At 41.7% G+C, this 19,165-nt stretch carries 16 protein-coding genes and 1 tRNA gene; 12 read left to right on the top strand and 5 right to left on the bottom strand.

Going from position 1 to position 19,165, the window contains the following annotated elements:
* Nucleotides 1–28: 28 nt before the first annotated feature.
* The 10 genes from thrS to ACWAU0_RS20555 all read left to right on the top strand — a co-directional run bounded on the left by thrS (nt 29) and on the right by ACWAU0_RS20555 (nt 8,837).
* A complete protein-coding gene (gene thrS / locus ACWAU0_RS20600; RefSeq protein WP_458137762.1) occupies nt 29–1,936 on the top strand; it encodes a threonine--tRNA ligase in 1,908 nt (635 codons plus the stop codon).
* Between the two features lie 22 nt (nt 1,937–1,958).
* Nucleotides 1,959–2,483 (top strand): translation initiation factor IF-3, encoded by a 525-nt coding sequence (gene infC / locus ACWAU0_RS20595; RefSeq protein ID WP_081607885.1) that lies wholly within the window; start codon nt 1,959–1,961, stop codon nt 2,481–2,483.
* Between the two features lie 159 nt (nt 2,484–2,642).
* Nucleotides 2,643–2,840 (top strand): 50S ribosomal protein L35, encoded by a 198-nt coding sequence (rpmI, locus tag ACWAU0_RS20590; RefSeq protein WP_033158016.1) that lies wholly within the window; start codon nt 2,643–2,645, stop codon nt 2,838–2,840.
* Between the two features lie 29 nt (nt 2,841–2,869).
* The gene (rplT, locus tag ACWAU0_RS20585) at nt 2,870–3,232 is read left to right on the top strand and encodes a 50S ribosomal protein L20 (protein WP_020481986.1); all 363 of its coding nucleotides are present in this window, start codon (nt 2,870–2,872) and stop codon (nt 3,230–3,232) included.
* 140 nt (nt 3,233–3,372) lie between these two features.
* Nucleotides 3,373–4,392 (top strand): phenylalanine--tRNA ligase subunit alpha, encoded by a 1,020-nt coding sequence (gene pheS, locus ACWAU0_RS20580; protein ID WP_458137761.1) that lies wholly within the window; start codon nt 3,373–3,375, stop codon nt 4,390–4,392.
* A 15-nt stretch (nt 4,393–4,407) separates the two neighbouring features.
* Nucleotides 4,408–6,783, top strand: coding sequence for a phenylalanine--tRNA ligase subunit beta (gene pheT, locus ACWAU0_RS20575; protein WP_458137760.1), 2,376 nt, complete (start codon nt 4,408–4,410; stop codon nt 6,781–6,783).
* A gap of 2 nt (nt 6,784–6,785) precedes the next feature.
* Complete coding sequence (ihfA, locus tag ACWAU0_RS20570) at nt 6,786–7,082, top strand: integration host factor subunit alpha (RefSeq protein ID WP_026146839.1); 297 nt, start codon at nt 6,786–6,788, stop codon at nt 7,080–7,082.
* The gene (locus tag ACWAU0_RS20565; protein WP_020481982.1) at nt 7,066–7,419 is read left to right on the top strand and encodes a MerR family transcriptional regulator; all 354 of its coding nucleotides are present in this window, start codon (nt 7,066–7,068) and stop codon (nt 7,417–7,419) included. Before ihfA ends, ACWAU0_RS20565 begins: the two co-directional genes overlap by 17 nt.
* Nucleotides 7,420–7,489: 70 nt before the next feature.
* Nucleotides 7,490–7,566 (top strand) — tRNA-Pro (locus tag ACWAU0_RS20560).
* A 188-nt stretch (nt 7,567–7,754) separates the two neighbouring features.
* Nucleotides 7,755–8,837, top strand: coding sequence for a phosphotransferase (locus tag ACWAU0_RS20555; protein WP_458137759.1), 1,083 nt, complete (start codon nt 7,755–7,757; stop codon nt 8,835–8,837).
* 751 nt (nt 8,838–9,588) lie between these two features.
* Here the strand turns inward: ACWAU0_RS20555 and ACWAU0_RS20550 are convergent.
* From ACWAU0_RS20550 to ACWAU0_RS20540, 3 genes are all read right to left on the bottom strand, one after another.
* The gene (locus ACWAU0_RS20550) at nt 9,589–9,978 is read right to left on the bottom strand and encodes a hypothetical protein (protein WP_458137758.1); all 390 of its coding nucleotides are present in this window, start codon (nt 9,976–9,978) and stop codon (nt 9,589–9,591) included.
* Between the two features lie 313 nt (nt 9,979–10,291).
* Nucleotides 10,292–12,457: a DEAD/DEAH box helicase family protein gene (locus ACWAU0_RS20545; RefSeq protein WP_458137757.1), complete on the bottom strand. Its 2,166-nt coding sequence runs from the start codon at nt 12,455–12,457 to the stop codon at nt 10,292–10,294.
* On the bottom strand, nt 12,454–13,536 hold the full coding sequence (locus ACWAU0_RS20540) for a hypothetical protein (protein ID WP_458137756.1): 1,083 nt from the start codon (nt 13,534–13,536) through the stop codon (nt 12,454–12,456). The genes ACWAU0_RS20545 and ACWAU0_RS20540 overlap by 4 nt, the downstream gene beginning before the upstream one ends.
* Before the next feature lie 550 nt (nt 13,537–14,086).
* Between ACWAU0_RS20540 and ACWAU0_RS20535 the strand changes: the two genes are divergently transcribed.
* Together ACWAU0_RS20535 and ACWAU0_RS20530 are read left to right on the top strand one after the other, a co-directional pair.
* Entirely contained in the window at nt 14,087–16,660 is a 2,574-nt protein-coding gene (locus ACWAU0_RS20535; RefSeq protein ID WP_458137755.1) for a tetratricopeptide repeat protein, read from the top strand.
* A 91-nt stretch (nt 16,661–16,751) separates the two neighbouring features.
* Nucleotides 16,752–17,528: a hypothetical protein gene (locus ACWAU0_RS20530; RefSeq protein ID WP_458137754.1), complete on the top strand. Its 777-nt coding sequence runs from the start codon at nt 16,752–16,754 to the stop codon at nt 17,526–17,528.
* A 516-nt stretch (nt 17,529–18,044) separates the two neighbouring features.
* On the opposite strand, the gene ACWAU0_RS20525 is transcribed toward ACWAU0_RS20530, so the two are convergent.
* A complete protein-coding gene (locus tag ACWAU0_RS20525; RefSeq protein ID WP_458137753.1) occupies nt 18,045–18,341 on the bottom strand; it encodes a hypothetical protein in 297 nt (98 codons plus the stop codon).
* Nucleotides 18,342–18,386: 45 nt separating this feature from the next.
* Entirely contained in the window at nt 18,387–18,995 is a 609-nt protein-coding gene (locus ACWAU0_RS20520) for a helix-turn-helix domain-containing protein (RefSeq protein WP_458137752.1), read from the bottom strand.
* Between the last annotated feature and the right edge of the window lie 170 nt (nt 18,996–19,165).

Raw genomic sequence — 19,165 nt, 5'->3', positions numbered from 1 at the left:
CGGTGCTTTTTTTATTGTGGAATCGAAAATGCCTGTAATCACTTTGCCCGACGGCTCTCAGCGTCAATTCGACCAAGCGGTATCTGTAATGGATGTGGCCCTGTCTATTGGTACGGGTCTGGCTAAAGCGACGTTGGCAGGTAAAGTAAATGGCAAATTGGTAGATGCCAGCACGTTGATCGATTCCGATGCGAGTTTGCAAATCGTCACTGCCAAGGATGAGGAGGGTGTTGATGTGATCCGCCACTCCACAGCGCATTTGCTGGCTCAGGCTGTCAAACAGTTATTCCCCTCAGCACAGGTAACCATCGGTCCAGTGATAGAAAACGGTTTCTATTACGACTTTGCCTTTGAGCGTTCCTTTACGCCTGAAGATCTGACGGCTATCGAAAAGAGAATGGCGGAACTGGTTGCGCAAGATATTGCCATTAGCCGTTCGCTGTTGTCGCGCGACGAAGCCGTAAAGTTTTTTGAAGGTTTAGGCGAGAAATACAAAGCTGAAATTATCGCTTCGATTCCTGCCAATGAAGATTTGTCTTTATACCAACAAGGCGACTTTACCGACTTGTGCCGCGGTCCGCATGTGCCCAGCACCGGCAAATTAAAAGCGTTTAAATTGATGAAAATTGCCGGCGCCTATTGGCGCGGCGATTCCAAGAACGAAATGCTGCAACGCATTTATGGTACTGCCTGGGGCGATGCTAAGGAATTAGCCGCTTATCTGCATCGTCTGGAAGAAGCTGAAAAGCGCGATCATCGTAAAATCGGCAAGGCCCTGGATTTGTTTCATACCCAGGAAGAAGCGCCGGGCATGGTGTTCTGGCACGACAAGGGTTGGACCATATATCAGCAGATCGAGCAATACGTGCGCGAGAAATTGCGCGTCAATGGCTATGGCGAAGTCAAAACCCCGCAAATCGTTGATCGCACGCTGTGGGAAAAATCCGGTCACTGGGATAAATTCAGTGCGATGATGTTCACCACGCATTCGGAAAGCCGCGATTATGCGGTGAAGCCGATGAACTGTCCTTGCCATATTCAGATTTACAATCAAGGTATTAAAAGTTACCGGGATTTGCCGGTGCGCCTAGCTGAATTCGGCTCCTGTCACCGTAACGAGCCATCCGGCACTCTGCATGGCTTGATGCGGGTCCGGAATTTTGTGCAGGACGATGCGCACATCTTTTGTACCGAAGATCAGATTCAATCCGAAGTCTCCACGTTTATCGATCTGTTGTTTGAGGTATACAAGGATTTCGGTTTCGAGGAAGTGATTATCAAACTGTCAACTCGTCCGGAAAATCGAGTGGGTGACGATGCGGTATGGGATAAAGCGGAAAGCGCGCTGGAATTGGCCTTGAACACTAAAGGCCTGGATTGGCAATTGCAGCCGGGCGAAGGTGCTTTCTACGGTCCTAAAATAGAGTTTTCCTTGAAAGATTGTATAGGTCGGGTCTGGCAATGCGGTACTATACAAGTCGATTTCTCGATGCCGGAAAGGCTGGATGCCTCGTATATAGGCGAAGATAGCGCCAGGCATGTGCCGGTAATGTTGCATCGGGCAATCTTGGGCTCCTTGGAGCGTTTCATCGGAATTTTGATCGAGCAATATGCCGGAACTTTTCCGCTATGGTTGGCGCCAGTGCAGGTGATGGTGATGAATATCACCGACCGCCATGCCGATTATGCGGAGCAGGTGCGGCGAGAACTTGAAAAACAAGGTCTTAGAGTCAAAATTGACTTGAGAAACGAGAAGATAGGCTTTAAAATCCGCGAGCATTCCATGCAGCGAGTGCCGTATCTTTTGATTATCGGCGACAAGGAATTAGAAACTCGGACTGTTAGTGTACGCACACAACAGGGCGAGGATCTAGGAAGTCTGTCAATTGGCGAACTTGGCGAACGCTTGAGGAACCAGATTGCGGATCGAAAATAATAACAACTTGGAGGATTAGGGTATCAGCTCTAAAAAAGATGCAACGCGCTTAAATACCGAAATTACCGCCAGGCGGGTTCGGGTAGTAGGCGCTGAAGGTGAACAAGTCGGGGTTGTTTCAATAAACGAAGCGTTACAGCTCGCCTACGATGCAAATATGGATCTGGTCGAAATATCGCCCAATGCCGATCCGCCGGTTTGCAAAGTCATGGACTTCGGCAAATACCAGTTTGAGTTAAACAAAAAACTGCAAGCCGCCAAGAAAAAGCAAAAACAAATCCAGATCAAGGAAATCAAGTTTAGGCCCGGTACCGAAGAAGGCGATTACCAGGTCAAGCTGCGCAGCCTGATCAAATTTCTAAACGAAGGCGACAAAACCAAGATCACCGTGCGTTTTAAAGGCCGTGAGCTGACTCATCGTGAGCTTGGCATGGACTTGTTGAAACGTATCGAAACCGATCTGGAAGAAATGGCCATAGTCGAGCAATTTCCGAAATTGGAAGGCCGGCAAATGGTCATGGTGATGGGCCCGAAGAAAAAGAAATAACTCAATCACACGGTTTTAGCCGTTTTTTAAAACGGCAAGGCGATTCAGGAACGAATCGGTTGAAGGATGCTTTTGTGTCCGGAAATTCAATGGGGCCAAGCATTTTGCCTCACTGGGTTTTGTCTCAAGGACTTTACTTTTAATCATTGGAGAAAACAAATGCCAAAAATGAAAAGCCATAGTGGTGCAGGCAAGCGCTTCAAGAAAGTTGGAAGCGGCGGTTTTAAATGCAAACAATCGCATAAACGTCATATTTTGACTAAAAAAACCACCAAACGTAAAAGACAACTGCGTAAAACAGCCATTCTTCATCCGTCGGATACGCCATTGGTTGCGCGTATGCTGCCGTACAGTTGATTTATCATTGATATTGGAGAGAGTAGAACATGGCTAGAGTTAAACGCGGAGTCACCGCTAGAGCAAGACACAAAAAGATTTTAAAACTGGCAAAAGGTTACTACGGTGCCCGTAGCCGGGTTTACCGCGTCGCCAAGCAGGCGGTCATTAAGGCCGGTCAATATGCTTATCGCGACCGTAAACAGAAAAAACGCCAATTCCGCGCCTTGTGGATCGTGCGTATCAACGCTGCCGCACGTTTGTACGGTATCTCCTATAGCCGTTTGATCAACGGTTTGAATAAAGCCAATGTTGCGATCGATCGCAAAGTATTGGCCGACTTGGCTGTACGCGACATCGACGCTTTCGGCGCGATTGCGAAAGTGGCTATAGCAAACCAAAGCAAACCGTAAGGAAAACATTAAGCCGCTTTGAAAGAGCGGTTTAATTGCTCGACTCCCCGTTTTTGATGGGGAGTTTTCCGCCAAATCTCGTTGGCGGAAACCTATCGTTTTGGAATTTCCCTCAATTGCAGACAAAAGTGAGCTGAGTCGTGTCGGCTAGTATCGAAGATATTGTTACGCAGGCATTACAAGCGCTTGCACATGCACAAGACCTTAGCCAACTGGATCAGGTCAGAGTCAATTATCTAGGCAAAAAAGGTCTATTCACTCAGCAGATGAAGGAGTTGGGTAGCCTGGACCCCGAGCAACGCCGCAGTGTCGGGCAAATTATCAACGATGCCAAAAATACTTTTCAAGAGGCGTTAGAGGCTCGGAAATCGACTTTGGAAAATGCCGAATTGGCGGCGCGTTTGGCTAGCGAATGTATCGACGTAACCCTGCCGGGGCGCGGCCAAACCGTATCCGGATTGCATCCTGTTACGATCACCTTGCGGCGGATTGCTAAAATTTTTGCTGAGGCCGGCTTTAATATCGTCGAAGGCCCGGAAATCGAAGACGATTACCATAACTTTGGCGCCTTGAATATTCCCGAGCATCATCCCGCGCGGGCGATGCACGATACCTTCTATTTCGATGCGCACACCGTATTGAGAACTCACACTTCGCCGGTACAGATTCGGGTGATGGAATCCGAAAAGCCGCCCTTGAAAATCATCGCACCGGGCCGCGTGTACCGTTGTGATTCGGATATGACGCATTCGCCTATGTTTCATCAGGTCGAAGGCTTTTTGGTTGATACTGATGTCAGTTTCGGTGACCTGAAGGGTGTGATTTTTGAATTTCTGCGCGCCTTCTTCGAAAAAGAAGTCAACGTGCGCTTTCGCCCTTCTTATTTTCCATTCACAGAACCTTCCGCCGAATTTGATGTGTCCTGCGTAATGTGCGACGGCAAAGGTTGCCGCGTCTGCAAACAAACGGGCTGGCTGGAAGTGGGCGGTTGCGGCATGATTCACCCGGAAGTATTCAAATCGGTCGGTATCGATAACCAAGTGTATTCCGGCTTTGCCTTTGGAACTGGAGTCGAACGTCTGGCGATGATGAAATACGGTATCAACGATTTGCGGATGTTTTTCGAAAACGATCTGAAATTTTTACAACAGTTTAATTAACGGTGGATAGTCATCATGCAAGTCAGTGAAGCTTGGTTAAGAGAACTGGTCAATCCGCCTATCGCCACCGCCGAATTAATCGCGCAACTGACCATGGCCGGTCTGGAAGTCGATGCCGTGACGTCTGTTGCCGCCGAATTTTCCGGTGTGGTAGTTGGCGAAGTACTCTCCACCATTCAACATCCAAACGCCGATAAACTTAAGGTTTGTCAGGTCAACGTCGGCCAAGCCGAACCATTGCAAATCGTCTGCGGTGCCAGCAATGTCAGGCCCGGTTTGAAAATTCCGGCAGCATTGATTGGTGCGATATTGCCCGGCGATTTCAAAATTAAGGAATCCAAACTGCGTGGCGAATTGTCGTTCGGCATGCTGTGTTCGGAAAAGGAATTGGGTTTGGCGGTTAGTTCCGAAGGCTTGATGGAGTTGCCCGCTGATGCGCCGGTGGGTGCCGATATTCGCGACTATTTGGCGCTGAACGACAATTTGATCGAATTGGGCTTAACGCCAAATCGCGCAGATTGCCTGAGCGTCGAAGGCGTCGCCAGGGAAGTGGCGGTTTTGAACAATCTGCCGTTTCAGGCTACGACGTTTACTACTGTCGAACCGCAGCACACGGAAACCCTGGAAGTTAAAGTCGAAGTCACGGAAGCTTGCCCGGTTTATCTGGGGCGTTTGATCAAAAACATCAATCCTGCTACGGTCACGCCACTCTGGATGCAGGAGCGTCTGCGCCGTTGCGGTATTAGAAGTTTAAGCCCGGTTGTTGATGTTACCAACTATGTGTTGATCGAATTGGGCCAACCGCTGCATGCTTTCGATGCCGATAAACTGAGTGCGCCTATCGTGGTTAGACGTAGTCGGGCCGGCGAGTCCTTGGCTTTATTGAATGACCAAACCATAGAGCTGGACGGCGAGGCACTGGTCATAGCCGATCTACGGCAAGCCTTGGCCTTGGCCGGCGTGATGGGGGGTAAGGACAGCGCCGTATTTGGCGAAACCCGCGATATATTCCTGGAATGTGCGTTTTTTACGCCCATTGATGTCGCCGGCAAGGCCCGCCAATTTGGTTTGCATACCGATTCCTCGCACCGCTTCGAAAGAGGTGTGGATTTTAACTTGCAACGCCGGGCGATCGAACGCGCCACGCAATTGATTCTACAAATAGCCGGCGGTAGTCCTGGACCGGTTCAAGAGGTTATTTCCACTGCCGAACTGCCCGCCAGAATGCCGGTAAAGCTGCGTAGCCAACGTATTACAAAGGTGTTGGGCATTCAATTTGGCGACGATGAAGTGCATGCGCTGTTCGAAGGCTTGGGTATGCAGGTTCAAGTAGTCGAGAACGGCTGGGAAATTACCCCGCCCGGCTTTCGTTTCGATATTGCCATCGAAGAAGATTTGCTGGAAGAAATCGGCAGAATCTATGGATATAACAATCTGCCTAGCAGCAGTTTGTTGATGCGCTCTGAGCTTGGTAAAGCGCCCGAGGCGCAGTTGCCATTGGCGAGATTGCAGGATTGCTTGGTAGATCGCGGTTATCAGGAAGCGATTACCTACAGTTTTGTCGATGAGGCAATGCAAAATGCCGTCGCGCCTGGTGAAGAATTTATCCGGATTCAAAACCCTATATCCTCTGAACTAGCCGTGATGCGCACTACGCTTTGGTGCGGTTTGTTGAATGCGGCTTTGTACAATATCAACCGCCAACAGAATCGAGTGCGCTTATTCGAAGCCGGCTTGCGGTTTTTCTATCAAGATGGGCAAATTCAACAGCGAAAAATGTTATCCGGTTTGGCCTTGGGTTCCGTTAATCCCGAACAGTGGGGCGAAAAAAACAGAAAGCTGGATTTCTTCGATGTGAAAGCTGATGTCGAAGCGTTATTTGGTTTGACGGGTATTGTGGCTGAGTTTGTTGCCTACCAACATCCGGCTTTACATCCCGGTCAAACCGCGCAAATCAAAAACCAACATGGCGAAGTGATAGGTTTATTGGGCATGTTGCACCCAACGCTCGAAAAGCAATTGGGTTTCGATAGTCCGGTATTCTTGTTTGAACTCGAACAGGATGCCGTATTGCAACGCAAGGTGCCTAAATTTAGTACATTATCCAAATACCCTTCTGTACGCCGCGATCTGGCTTTATTGGTGGAAGAGGCTGTATCAGCTGCCGCAATCACCAGTGTAATTGAAGAATGCATGGAGACGGCGATACGCGAAATATCGATCTTCGACGTTTATCGCGGACCGGGCGTCGCCGAAGGTTATAAGAGTGTCGCGTTAGCTTTACTCTTGCAGGATTTTACGCAAACGCTTACCGACACAGAAATTGATGCTATATTTCGCAAAGTGCTGGACACTTTAGCGGCTAAACTGAATGCAAAATTGAGGGAGTGATTGTGGCATTAACTAAAGCAGATATTGCAGAGAAGTTGTTTGAAGACCTCGGTTTAAACAAGCGAGAAGCCAAAGAAATCGTAGAGTTGTTTTTTGACGAAATTAAAAAAAGTCTGGAAAGCGGCGAGCAAGTGAAGATTTCCGGGTTTGGTAAGTTTGAATTGCGCGACAAAAGTGGTCGGCCGGGTAGAAATCCCAAAACAGGTGAAGAAATTCCCATCACTCCGCGGCGTGTGGTGACTTTTAGAACAGGGCAAAAATTGAAAGCTCGAGTAGAAGCGTATGCTGGAACCCAGTAATAATAACGAATTACCGGTTATTCCGGCCAAGCGGTATTTTACGATTGGCGAAGTTAGCGACCTCTGCGCGGTAAAGCCCCATGTATTGCGCTATTGGGAACAAGAGTTCACCGAGCTTAGTCCGGTAAAACGCCGAGGAAATCGCCGTTATTATCAGCGCCATGACGTGTTGTTGATTCGACAAATTCGCGCTTTGTTATACGAGCAAGGTTACACAATAGGTGGTGCGCGTGCTCATCTGGCGAGTGGTAGCGCCAAGGAAGACAGTTTACGCACCAAACAACTTATTCATCAGATGATTGGCGAGCTGGAAGATATTTTGGAGCTGCTGAAATAGCGTTTCCCAAATAATATGATATTATGTTCGGCTTGCTGTCCTAGGTGGGCATTGGTTTAATCATAAACTTCGGGGCGTAGCGCAGCCTGGTAGCGCACTTGTCTGGGGGACAAGGGGTCGTGGGTTCGAATCCCGCCGTCCCGACCAAGTTTTTTGAGATTGAATATTGAATAACCCGCAAGTTACTTGACTTGGCGGGTTTTTTATTGCTTGAAAAACTATAGGAATACATGGCGTTTTTGATAATTAATCACTGATTGATCGATAAAGTTAAATTGAATGAATACGGCGGCTAACATTTCGATTTATCAAATATTTGAGACAGGCCTAATCCGATGTTGAGCCGTTTTAGAGATCATATTGTCGTGAATCACCCGGATCAATTATCTAGGCAATGGGCGCAACGTATTGTTGATAGATACGCAACCAGTGCCAAAGTACGTACAGTAGATATTCAATCCGTCAATATTGGCACATCGACGCGCTTGCGGCTAACCGTGAATCATGACGCCATCGGCGTCGTTCCAAGTCGGTGGTTTGTAAAAACGCCGTCGCTGGCAATTAAGTCCAGAGCGATTACCGCCATACCCCGGTTATTGCATAAGGAAGTTCATTTTTATAATTCGCTTTCTCAGGGGGTTCCGGTGAGTGTGCCGCAAATTTTAGCGGCTGAAAGTGTGTTAGGGCGCGGTACTACATTGGTAATGGCGGATTTGGATGAACTGGGATTTAGGCCCGGGTTTACCGCAGACGCTCTGTCTTTGGAACAAGCTCAGCAGGTGGTTGAAAAGCTAGCCGGTTTTCATGCTCACTATTGGGGCAATGCTGGGCTATTGAAAACGCATCGCTGGTTAAACGGTTTTAGTTACAATGTCGAGAATCATATGGGTACCTTGCTGGCTGTGCCCTTGATGAAGCGTGGCCTTGATCGCGCCGGGCGCTTGGTGCCCAACAAATTGCATAGATCCGCGTTGCGCTATGCAGCGGATCGGCGGCGAATCACCAGGATATTGGCAACCGGTGTGCAGACCTTGGTGCATCATGATTGTCATCCAGGCAATCTATTTTGGAATCACTCTGAGCCCGGCTTTCTGGATTGGCAATTGGTGCGGATGGGGGAGGGTGTTAGTGACCTCGCTTATTTTTTAGCGACATCGCTGAAGCCGGAGTCTCGGCGTGCTCATGAAAAACAATTGCTGAACCTATACATGACGGCGTTAGCTAGTCACGGGATTAGCGACTTGGATGAAGAAACGTATTACCAACGCTACCGTGCTCATTTGGTGTATCCGTTCGAAGCGATGATTGTTACCTTGGCTATAGGGGGTATGATGGAGCGTAATAGCAACTTGGAGTTAATTGCGCGCGTTTCAGCGGCGGTTGACGATAACGATAGCTATTCTGCGTTATCTCTATAAGCGTTCTTACCTGCGTTTCTGGAAGGCAGTTATATACTGAATTTGATCTGAGAATTGGGTCGATGCTATTTGGCGGAGAATCTCCCGATAGAGAGATAATTTGGCGGGTATATGAACCCACAAAAATTTTAAATAAGTATTGACTTTATAATTGACTGCTACATCGTTTGTAGCTACGAGAAAATCTATAAGGATTTTTTAATCTCTGTCTTGCTGGTTTCCGCAAGAAGAAAATAAAAATGGTGCGAGGAGAGGACTTGAGGTTCCTCTAAAACAAGGTGGCACTATAACTTAATGATAATTAAGAAAATATCTTCTTCGCAGCCTACTCTGCTCACAACTCTCCTCGGAAAGTGTGTAACAGATTGAGTAGCATTCTATGTATAACACTTAATGTTGTCAAAGCTGTTGTCTTCAGCGTGATTCGATCCCGAATACTGCGGTTATGTCGAAGTAGATTTTTTTGTTAGCTTCATCGCTAATCTTGGTGCTGAATACATCGAAAACATGATGTCTTCCGGTGATAATTAAGGTTTGCTCTAATATTTTGTATGATACGTTTTGTAATGAAAAAATGTATCGTATGATTTTGTATTCAAGTTTTACAAAGTCGATTAAATAATCCGGCTCGAAAGTAATTGAATGCTTGAATGAATATCCATTGCCATCTTGAATGGATTTTGTAATGTAAAATGGTAAATTGTACGATTCCATAATAATATTTTGTATCATATATTTTTATCGTACAAAATTATAGAAAGCTCTTTATCAATGATTCTGGTGGATAATATTCCAGATCAGGATCGAAAATCTTGCAGTTTGTAATGTTGAAATAATAATTTTTAACAAATATTTTTCTCGTCAGTTTGCATTCTATCTTCAACTGTATCTTGTCATATTGTTTCTTGTCGATAGTTAGCATTTCTGATTGTATTAGCTCATAGCTATAATCTTGCAATGTCATCATCAAATCCAGCACATGTTGCTCGATTTTGTATGAATCTATAATGCTCACATAATAGAGAATTATGGCATCATTAATGCTTTCACCACATCCGCCCATTATTGGGAGAGATGCGCCATATATTTTATTGATAAGTCTGTTTAAGTTCACTTGAATCACCTTGATAAATTGCAGCATATGTATTTATCCTAGTGATAGTTGTTGCCGATGCGTTTCTGTGGTGTGGTGTATGAGGCGGCTGAGGAACTTTTATGATTATATTTCGAACAATAATCAAATATAATTACAAAAAACAATCAAAAAACCGATATATCAAGGGATATTTATTTTTCACCTAGTGTTTGAAAATATCACTTGTATGATCAATGGGTATAGCTGAAATACAGTTCTTGAATGACAACAGGAGCTATCATCTCCTTGTTAGAGACGTAGCTTTTTTATTTTATATATATAAATAATAAAAAGGTCTGTCCCTAACAAGTAGCTATCATCAGACAATGACTAATACATAATATTTTAGATTCATTTGTTGCACTTGTTGTATGATGAATTCAGGTAAAAAATCTCTCAATATCTTTACTGGACGATTACAAGAGCAACTCACAATACCATTATTCAATATTATCTTATCTGCTAGTTTTCGCCATCGCGGCAATCTAATAACGAACTGGAATGCATCATGCTTATCGATATGGGTTGCATTCATGATGTGACGGATCAATGACTCAATAATATCAGCAACAATCTGCAATTTTTCAGCGGGTAATATTCTAGTGCCTGATGGATAGCGTTTTTCTAATTCACTGATAATGCCACACTCTGCTGCACTTGCGTTCGCATGCATAATGATAGTTTCATCACACATTTGACCATTTTCTAAACGTTCAATGGCATTTACTAGGTAATCATATGTTACCTTTTTGGTATCAATCTGTTTTAACACTGCCATAATACGTTTTTGAAATGCTGTTAATTCTTTGTCATATATCTCTAATAATCGTTCAACCTTTTCTATGTTGACATGATTATTTTCAGTAGATTTGAACATAAGATTGAGAATCAACGTTGATTCTGCACGTCGCATCTCCTTGATGTTTTCACGGCATTGCTTTCGAGTCGCTTTAGAAAGATTGATAAATTCCTCATCTTTTCCGTAGGATTGAAATTTGCAGACAGTGAACCCCAACGATTTTAGAACCTGGTTGGCATAATCACGGTTAGCGTAAAATTGTTTGTGTTTAGCTTCAGCGGATATGAATAATGTTGATAACGGTGAAACCAGATACTGATTAGATGTTGAATCGAACAATATGCCTTGACGTTTAAAATCCATGCTTAAACACTTCTCAAATGCCGCATGATCATTGCTATTGAAAGCGCGGTACTGTTGGGTCATGAAGGTAGCGGTCTCTTTTGCCATTGCGGATAAACGCTCCTGTTCAATAATCCATTGATCAATATCAAATACATCTTCATCGAGATTGTTGGTTGCAATGTGCAGACAATGAACTGTTGATGCTTTACGGAAGCGTCCGCACAATTGCTTGATGTACTGCACCGGTTCCTTACCGATGACACACACATTCGCTACATCGATATTATCCTGGATCGAAATACCTTCCACTAAAGAGGTGGTACCTAGAACAATATCCACCTCATCCATTTGGAATTCACCATCATTGGTAAGACGATGGGCAAATGATCCTGATGTTCTGCATAGGTCGGCGTTTACAATTTCAACAACAAGATGGCTACCATCGTCCTTGGGGACCTGATTTAGAAGCTGTTTGAATCCCAGTAACGTCTCGGTATTGTTATGGAGTATCAGAGATTTATTGGGATGTTGCAGCCAAAAATAGATGAATTGTTGCAATGCATGATGGGGGTCACCGATATGCAAACGGTAATACATCAAATCAGGTGCTACGGTTTTATGGATACGTATCCTGCTGTCAAACTCAATAATTCCATCAAAATCATCACTACCAATGGTTGCCGATTGGCACACAACCTGTTTCCACGGTAGCTGCATCAATTTCAGCACATTGTGTAACGGTTCTAGGCGGTAATCCGCCAGTAAAAAATTATGCACTTCATCGATGATCAAAATTTCATCTGTCACATCAATTTCATGATTTGAAGCCATATCGAGCAATCGTTTAGATTGATCATAGGTAGTAACCATATCCGTTTGTACGCAATTTCTGCTGCCCTGCTGACCAACGATGGAACGTAGCGGTGCTAGCAATCGATGGGCGATTTTCGCGTGTTTAGGCGCGTAATTCTTACCCATACTCATATCCGCATTCAGCAGTACACGTTTCCCATCTCCGTAGTCGTCAACACTGATGAAATCAGTCGATTTAACAACATCCCAATGATCATCAGCGAGTGTAAAGGGTTTAATGGCGCCACTGGATAACCGATGATAGTAGGACAGTCGATAGTCATCCTTTTGGATTTTTTCCAGTAGGATATTTGCTGCATCATCAACCAGGATTGGGTGATACTCAGCAAGGTATTCCACAAGATCCATCAACGCATCTTTGGGTAACGTTGATAGGTAACGTTTTTTGTCCGATTTTTTTCTAGGTAATCGGGTTTGCAAGACCATTTGATTGAAATCAGCTTGCGACATGCTATTGCTGGTCATCATGCCACCTTCCTTTGTTTCAATTGTGCAAGCCTTTCCTTTATCCTTTCATTCTCCGATTGTTCCCGCTCAATCCTTGCCAACATCAATTTGCTTTTAACGGTTGTTTCACCCAACTGTTCATACAAATAATGTATGACTGTACCAAGGGTGATTACCTGATCAACGGGTTGGTGACTGTTCCATAGTGCTGCCGCGGCAATTGCTGATTTTTTATTCATAATGGACGAGGTAACGGTTTGGTAATCCTCCAGACTGAACCCGGCATATTTCATACCCCAACCGATGTCACGCCAGGTTGGATAATATCCACAGAATGTCTGTAAAAGTAACTGGATAATGGTGGATTTTTCATGGGTACTTGGCAAGGTATAGGATGCTGGTAACGATGGGGTTGCACTCGTATGGTTTTGAGTGTCACAACCCTGACGATTCCGAGATGTTGGGGGGGATATTACCAACGCCCGATTCTTGTGATCCTCAATCAGCGTCTTTACAACCGATGTAGGTAACTGGCGATCAGCGTTTAAAGCTTTATCAGGGCAATGTTGGGTACCGTTGAAAAATCGAGAAGCATCTTTACACGCCTTATCACCGCCCAGAATCTGAAGCAGGATGGTATACAACCATGTCATATCATCAGGATGATCGATTGGATGCTCTAACGCGAATAATACCCTGAATCGTGGATGTTCATCGGTATGAGACGGTGTTACATAATACCCGGTACCATATTCAACATAGAACGGATTTGCCCTTAATTCTTCAAGGGTTAGCCCATGATCAATGTCAACCATTGCAATGGAATGACAGATAAAGTTAGTGGATTTCCGATAGCCATTCCTCAATGATGCGCAGATTGGAAACCCATCTACAGTGAGATGGTTGAAAATATCCGCGAATGGTAGATGAACGGTTTCCCAACCCTTAGCAAGATTGATTCTCTTACCACCCTGGTTGGTATGATAGGTGTTGCCGGCTATACTTGAAGCGACTAACGGTTTGCTCCACCAGTTCTTATTGATAGATACGGTATAAAGTTGTGGTATGACTACATCCGTAGTCTGATTATATTTTTCCATATTGATTCACCATCGAGACACTTATGGTCATACACTATGCAGGTATAGTGTCATCGGATTAATTGCATAGTCATTACATTCTCCGTTTAAAATGCTGGTTGAGATGGCCGTCTCAACCAACCGGTGAATGCAATTAATTTTGGAAATGATATGAAGAAATGAATTCCTCATAGTTATTTATCATTTGACGACTATTTATAAAACGTATTCAATGCATTATAGCGGGATGAGCAATAATCGCCCACCTAAACAGAGTTTATAAATTATAGATTGAATATTCATATTAATAGAAAGTATGATTAAATATTATTTGACGTGACGAAGGGGTAGGCTCTAAAGCGACAGCCGCCGAGTATCTATATTATACTTCGGCAGATGCTAATGCTCCTCGTGTGAATAATTCATTTCCAAATATATATAGTATGCTTAATAATTTAGAATTACTTAGCGTTAAAAAATATCATATAATATTTTTATAGTAAATTTAATATAATGTTCAATAGTAAATAAACAATTATAGTGAACTGACAAACCTCATAGGATACTTGAAATGGAAAAAATGTCTATTTTTACCTTTTTAGGGTTGATGTTTACATTTTTATTAACAGGAATATATATTTCAGATCGTATCAAGCCTGACTTAGATAGAGTTATAAAATTTTTAGTGCAATTGCTAGCCTCGATTATTGGAAACACACTAAATTACATTCGAAGTGAACTTATAATAGACGTTGCCAATGCGATTTTGATGATTAAGTACGTTATAAAGCACGAGCAAAAGTACGATGAACGCATCATTTCTTATGATAGAAAAACTAGGGAAATAATATATAAGGTTAGCGAGCAGAATGGAGAATCAGATATCCTTGTATCGAATATAAAAGATAAGACAGAGAAGGCCTCTCACGCGCCAATTGAAGCAACTGAAATCGACGTAATAATTGAAAAATCTAGACCCAGTATTGAGCTGATTGGCATTAAATCAAGAGGGTATAAAAAAAAGGCACTACTAATTACAGCATCTATTGCTTCCCTATTTTTGTATTTTTTAGGAATGGGGTTTCTAGAGGGGATGGAGTATAGAAGACACCCAAGTTATAAAGGGGTAATTGAATTATTTTCAAACGAAGAACCTAATAAGATAGTAAGTAGAATTTTGATATTATTGCCGGGAATTCCTGCATATAATAAAAACACCCGAGATTGGATTTATTTACATTCCAAAGTAAGTGATAACTTTTATAATTCGATGCTTCTAGAGCATAATTTTTTTAGTATGGAAGAAGATCAAAAGCTAACTTACTTGGAATCTTACCCAATTACTCCTACAAAAAAATTTACCACTTATCTCAAACAGGTCATTGAAGACGGAAATTATGACCAAGCTATAAGCTTTATATCGAAACATAATAGCCCAGAGCTGAAAGACCAGTTAGGTTATGCGATGGTTTATAGTTATAAGATAAACCCCTTGCCTGAAAACTTCAATACAATATTTACTTGGCTTCTCCAAAACAATATTAGATTGTCAGTAGATTTTCTTACCGAGAACAAAAACATCGGAGATATGGATTTTTATCTCGGAATGGTTGATTTATTGGATCAAGATGTTGTTAAGAGTGATAAAGATTTAAGTATCAAATTATATGCTGCATCCGAAAGCAGAATCTTTGGAGAGGATAAAAAAATAAAACCAGAGTCATTAGAGCTGATTTCTCTACTATTGTTTAATGGGAGTTATAGCGGAAATTTGAAGGATTCTTTGATAACAAACCTAGGAAATATTGACGATAAAGATATTGTGAGGATTTTTACTCATGCTGGATCAAACCTAAGTGAAAGTGATTATGAACTATGTGATACAATCTTTTTAAGGTTGATTGATAAACCGACGCCAGTAATTGAAGCCTTGGGTACATTGGCAAAGGCCAACAATATAGGTCTTGTTGAGCATTTTTCGGAGGCTATACTAAATAAAGATATAACCAAAATAGAGAATAGTGAGGTAAAAAAATCTATCATAGTAATACTAATAAATTATAATTCTGACCTTGGAAAAGGTTATTTAGATCACGTTTTTATGGGTCTAGCTAAGCCAAAAAATAAAATTTATCTTGTAAATAACTACACAACTGGTAGCGCAGCTTCGGATAAATATATATCACTTGCAAGTCACGATTATACCGAGACTGGAAAAACATGGCCCCCCAGTTATATCAAGTTCCCACCATCTTTTAATGAGACTGAGCAATGGCGTAGCTTTATAAACGAATATCCTTGGTTTCCTGCCACAGATGACGCATATTACAGGTTAGCTTTTTCATATTTTTATTTTAAACAGTATCAGAAATCGTTAGATACAATTCTGGAGTTCTATAATAAATCTGATTTTGTTGATAATGATGCCAGTCCATACGTTGGATATTTGCTAAAGTTTGTTCTTGCAAATATTAACATACCAAGCCAAAACGAACTTCTAAAGAACATAAAAATAATCTATGAGCAACCAGTAAGTGGATTTATATATAGCCAACATCCAGATATTAAAAATCTTAAACGTGCGATAAATTGGTTCATTGAAAATGAGTCTAAGCTCGTTTATTTAAATACAGATATTAAAACAATTGGTTTAATGAAGCGTATTTGTGATGTGATTAGTGATTACTCAGATTTATCTGAGAGGATTGATATAATCGCTAAAATATTACTGCAAGAATATCAGGATAAATCGGAAGATGTCGATAATATTAAAACATCCGCAAATCTTTCGGGGGTTCTATATTCTAGGTTTTTCTCCCCCAAAGCCGCTAAGTTAAGCAACCTCGCTTCAATTCCCGGCGGCGAATTAGGAGAACTTCCTAATTCATTTTTTATTAGAGAGATGAAGTTAATTCTTAAAAATGTTGCCCCAAATGAGAAGCTTTATCTTGGAACTTTAAATCTATTGGAGCTCCATAGAGATAATAACTTTGGACGGTTAATAGATTCAAGCCAGGAATTGTTCGATTTAATAAAAGAATTCGTTCCATCAATCTTAGATACAAATTCAATTGATAATAATACAATATCTGGGAAGCCCGCTGAAGAAGTGGAAATCAATAACATAGTCAATAAAGTACCATAGAGCTTTAAATATCATGATAATATTATTGCTTAGCATAGCTACTATACTACTCGTATTGATAGTGATTTTGATTATATATAGACAGTCTAAAATGTACTCTATCGCAAGGATCATTACTGATGTATCCCCTATTACTGCCGAAACATTAGGGCATCTTGTAGAACTTTCAAAGTTGCAACAAAATGAACTTCCTTGGTTTGAACGTAGCCTTTCTACTATTGGAGTTGTTGCATTTTTTAGTATGATTATAGCTACCGGTGTTCAGACATTCAAAGCCACTATAGATCAATTAGAATTAGCATCTTTGAAATATGATATAAAGCAATTAGAAAATCAAAAGAAGATTTTCGATAAACTTATACCAGACATAAGCAGAACTGTGCTTCAAGAGTATCGAAAAAATGGATACTTATTTCCTGATGAAAAGGAATTTGCAACACAGAGAATTGCTCAACTCGACGAAAAACCCACCCTTTCCATGCCCGAAATTGAGGAAATGTTCAATCTTTCTATCGCAACAGGTGATTTGAGTCATGCTGTAGCCTCTATTAGAAAAAACAGCGATCTTTTGATGCAAACTGATGTAAACTCTTTGATGATACTTGCTGAATATAACTTCCATAATGGTGCATCGAATATTGCGAATCAAATTCTTGATAAAGTAAGAGATAGAATTATGAGTTCCAATGGGAATGTCCCTGATGGTATTAAGTTCCGATTTTATGTTTTAGATAGTATTCTCGAACCTAACTTGAATCACGAAAATTATGTAGGACTTCTAGCTGGCCAACTAGGTATCACAAAGAATGAAGCCAAATTAAGGTTGGAATCTGAAATACAAAAATATAAAAAAGTTAATGGTCACTAAGTTCATTTTTTCTTCCCGCACTGAGCGATTGCTCATCTAACCACGAACGTATTTTTATATATGTTCATGCCTTAGTTACCTTTGCACCCAATAACTGAACCGCATTAACTTTCCATAATCTATGTATGAATATGAATCTTCAATGCACTTATAAGGATCTGCGTAAAAATATTTTTTAGTTCAAGAATGAGTTAATATAGATTGAAACGGAGTGTCGGTTTTTAATAATTTGAATAAAGCAAATTACAATCGCGACACGCAGCAAGTTACTGAACGGGGTGAATGGTGGTTTTGAAATAGGAATCAGCGGTGGATTTAATTGGAATTTGCAAATACATCCAGAAACAGTCGAATGAATAGTTGATGAACAGCATTTGATAAAAAATCGCTTACATTTTCAATCTAAAATGAGTTTTTTGTTAAAAATTCATTTACATGGATTAATGGTCTGTTCCCAAAATATATAAAATCAATAAGTAATGTATGACGATATCAATGTATCGTGATCAACATGATTTAATATAATGCAGAATGGGTTGGTGAAATATGCCATGCGTTTGGGAATGCTGATTGCATCATCTGAATAGTGGTTGAATTAGCATTCCAAATTATGATTGCTGACGGAAAAGGGGCAACATCATTCTTACCTTCAGCTGCAAATCTGATACGCCCCTTCAACATAAATATATCTGCTTTATTGATAATCCAATTATGCCAAGCGATGGTGTCGGGTCTAGCAGGAATAACAGCGATGCAAAGCTTGATATTTCCCATCATTGTTTCGTCATGAGATTTTTTAATCCATTGTTTCAATGATTTACCATAAGGTGGATTGACAAATACCTTGCCATACCAAGGTTAGATCAATCCATTGTCTCCATCTTCACCGGTATAATGAATCTTCGCTTTGACGGGTGCTTTATTTTTGTCTTTAGTAGTACTACAAGGGTCTAAATCAAATTGCCCACCCACTATTGGATATAATTTGTCTAATATTTCCGGTGGTGTTGACCATGATTGGTAATTACTACTGATAGCCGTTGTCTTATAAAATGGCAATGGTGTACCAATAGGATGCAGAAACAATCCAGCACCCAATGCTGTTGCGATCTGTTCTATAGGGAATAGATGACCTGGATGATTGGATTCAATTGCTAATATCGTTGGAACACTCACCTTGGTCAGTTCGGAAAGTGACCGTAATGATATTTTCTGACGTTCCCTGAGTATTGCTAAGCTTTCGCCTAATGATTCAGCACTGGGTAAAGTGCGCCCCGAAATTTCATAATCCAAACATTTCGCTATGGTTTGAAAACTATTAAATAATCCCTGTCCTTGTTCTGCTTTGATAATAGTGGGTAATGAAAACGCGCACTTTGTTGCTATATCTAACTGTTTCAGACTTTGGTTTTTCCTAACAGTTTTTAGAGAATTGCCCAGATTGGAAGGTAAACGATTGTTTAACAATTGATTTTAAAAATGAGTTGAAATGTAAACGATAGTTTAGCAATTTTTGATTTTTATAGTGTACAGAAGCAATGCATTATGTGATGCCACTTGCGTTTATGGGTGTATTTGCTGAACCGATCATCTATTGCTATCCTTGAGATAACATTAGTTCACCACCCTGTAGTCAT

This window comes from Methylomonas sp. Uni0009 (genome assembly GCF_054188105.3).
The sequence above is the reverse complement of the archived record's forward strand: the minus strand, read 5'-3'. Positions and strand labels throughout refer to the sequence as shown.

What these genes read in the sequence shown, in the direction of transcription:
- rplT (WP_020481986.1), top strand. Translation starts at nt 2,870, where the DNA reads ATGGCTAGAGTTAAACGCGGAGTCACCGCTAGAGCAAGACACAAAAAG.
- thrS (WP_458137762.1), top strand. Translation starts at nt 29, where the DNA reads ATGCCTGTAATCACTTTGCCCGACGGCTCTCAGCGTCAATTCGACCAA.
- ACWAU0_RS20555 (WP_458137759.1), top strand. Translation starts at nt 7,755, where the DNA reads ATGTTGAGCCGTTTTAGAGATCATATTGTCGTGAATCACCCGGATCAA.
- pheT (WP_458137760.1), top strand. Translation starts at nt 4,408, where the DNA reads ATGCAAGTCAGTGAAGCTTGGTTAAGAGAACTGGTCAATCCGCCTATC.
- rpmI (WP_033158016.1), top strand. Translation starts at nt 2,643, where the DNA reads ATGCCAAAAATGAAAAGCCATAGTGGTGCAGGCAAGCGCTTCAAGAAA.
- ACWAU0_RS20530 (WP_458137754.1), top strand. Translation starts at nt 16,752, where the DNA reads ATGTACTCTATCGCAAGGATCATTACTGATGTATCCCCTATTACTGCC.
- ACWAU0_RS20565 (WP_020481982.1), top strand. Translation starts at nt 7,066, where the DNA reads ATGCTGGAACCCAGTAATAATAACGAATTACCGGTTATTCCGGCCAAG.
- ACWAU0_RS20540 (WP_458137756.1), bottom strand. Translation starts at nt 13,536, where the DNA reads ATGGAAAAATATAATCAGACTACGGATGTAGTCATACCACAACTTTAT.
- ACWAU0_RS20535 (WP_458137755.1), top strand. Translation starts at nt 14,087, where the DNA reads ATGGAAAAAATGTCTATTTTTACCTTTTTAGGGTTGATGTTTACATTT.
- ACWAU0_RS20545 (WP_458137757.1), bottom strand. Translation starts at nt 12,457, where the DNA reads ATGATGACCAGCAATAGCATGTCGCAAGCTGATTTCAATCAAATGGTC.
- ACWAU0_RS20550 (WP_458137758.1), bottom strand. Translation starts at nt 9,978, where the DNA reads ATGCTGCAATTTATCAAGGTGATTCAAGTGAACTTAAACAGACTTATC.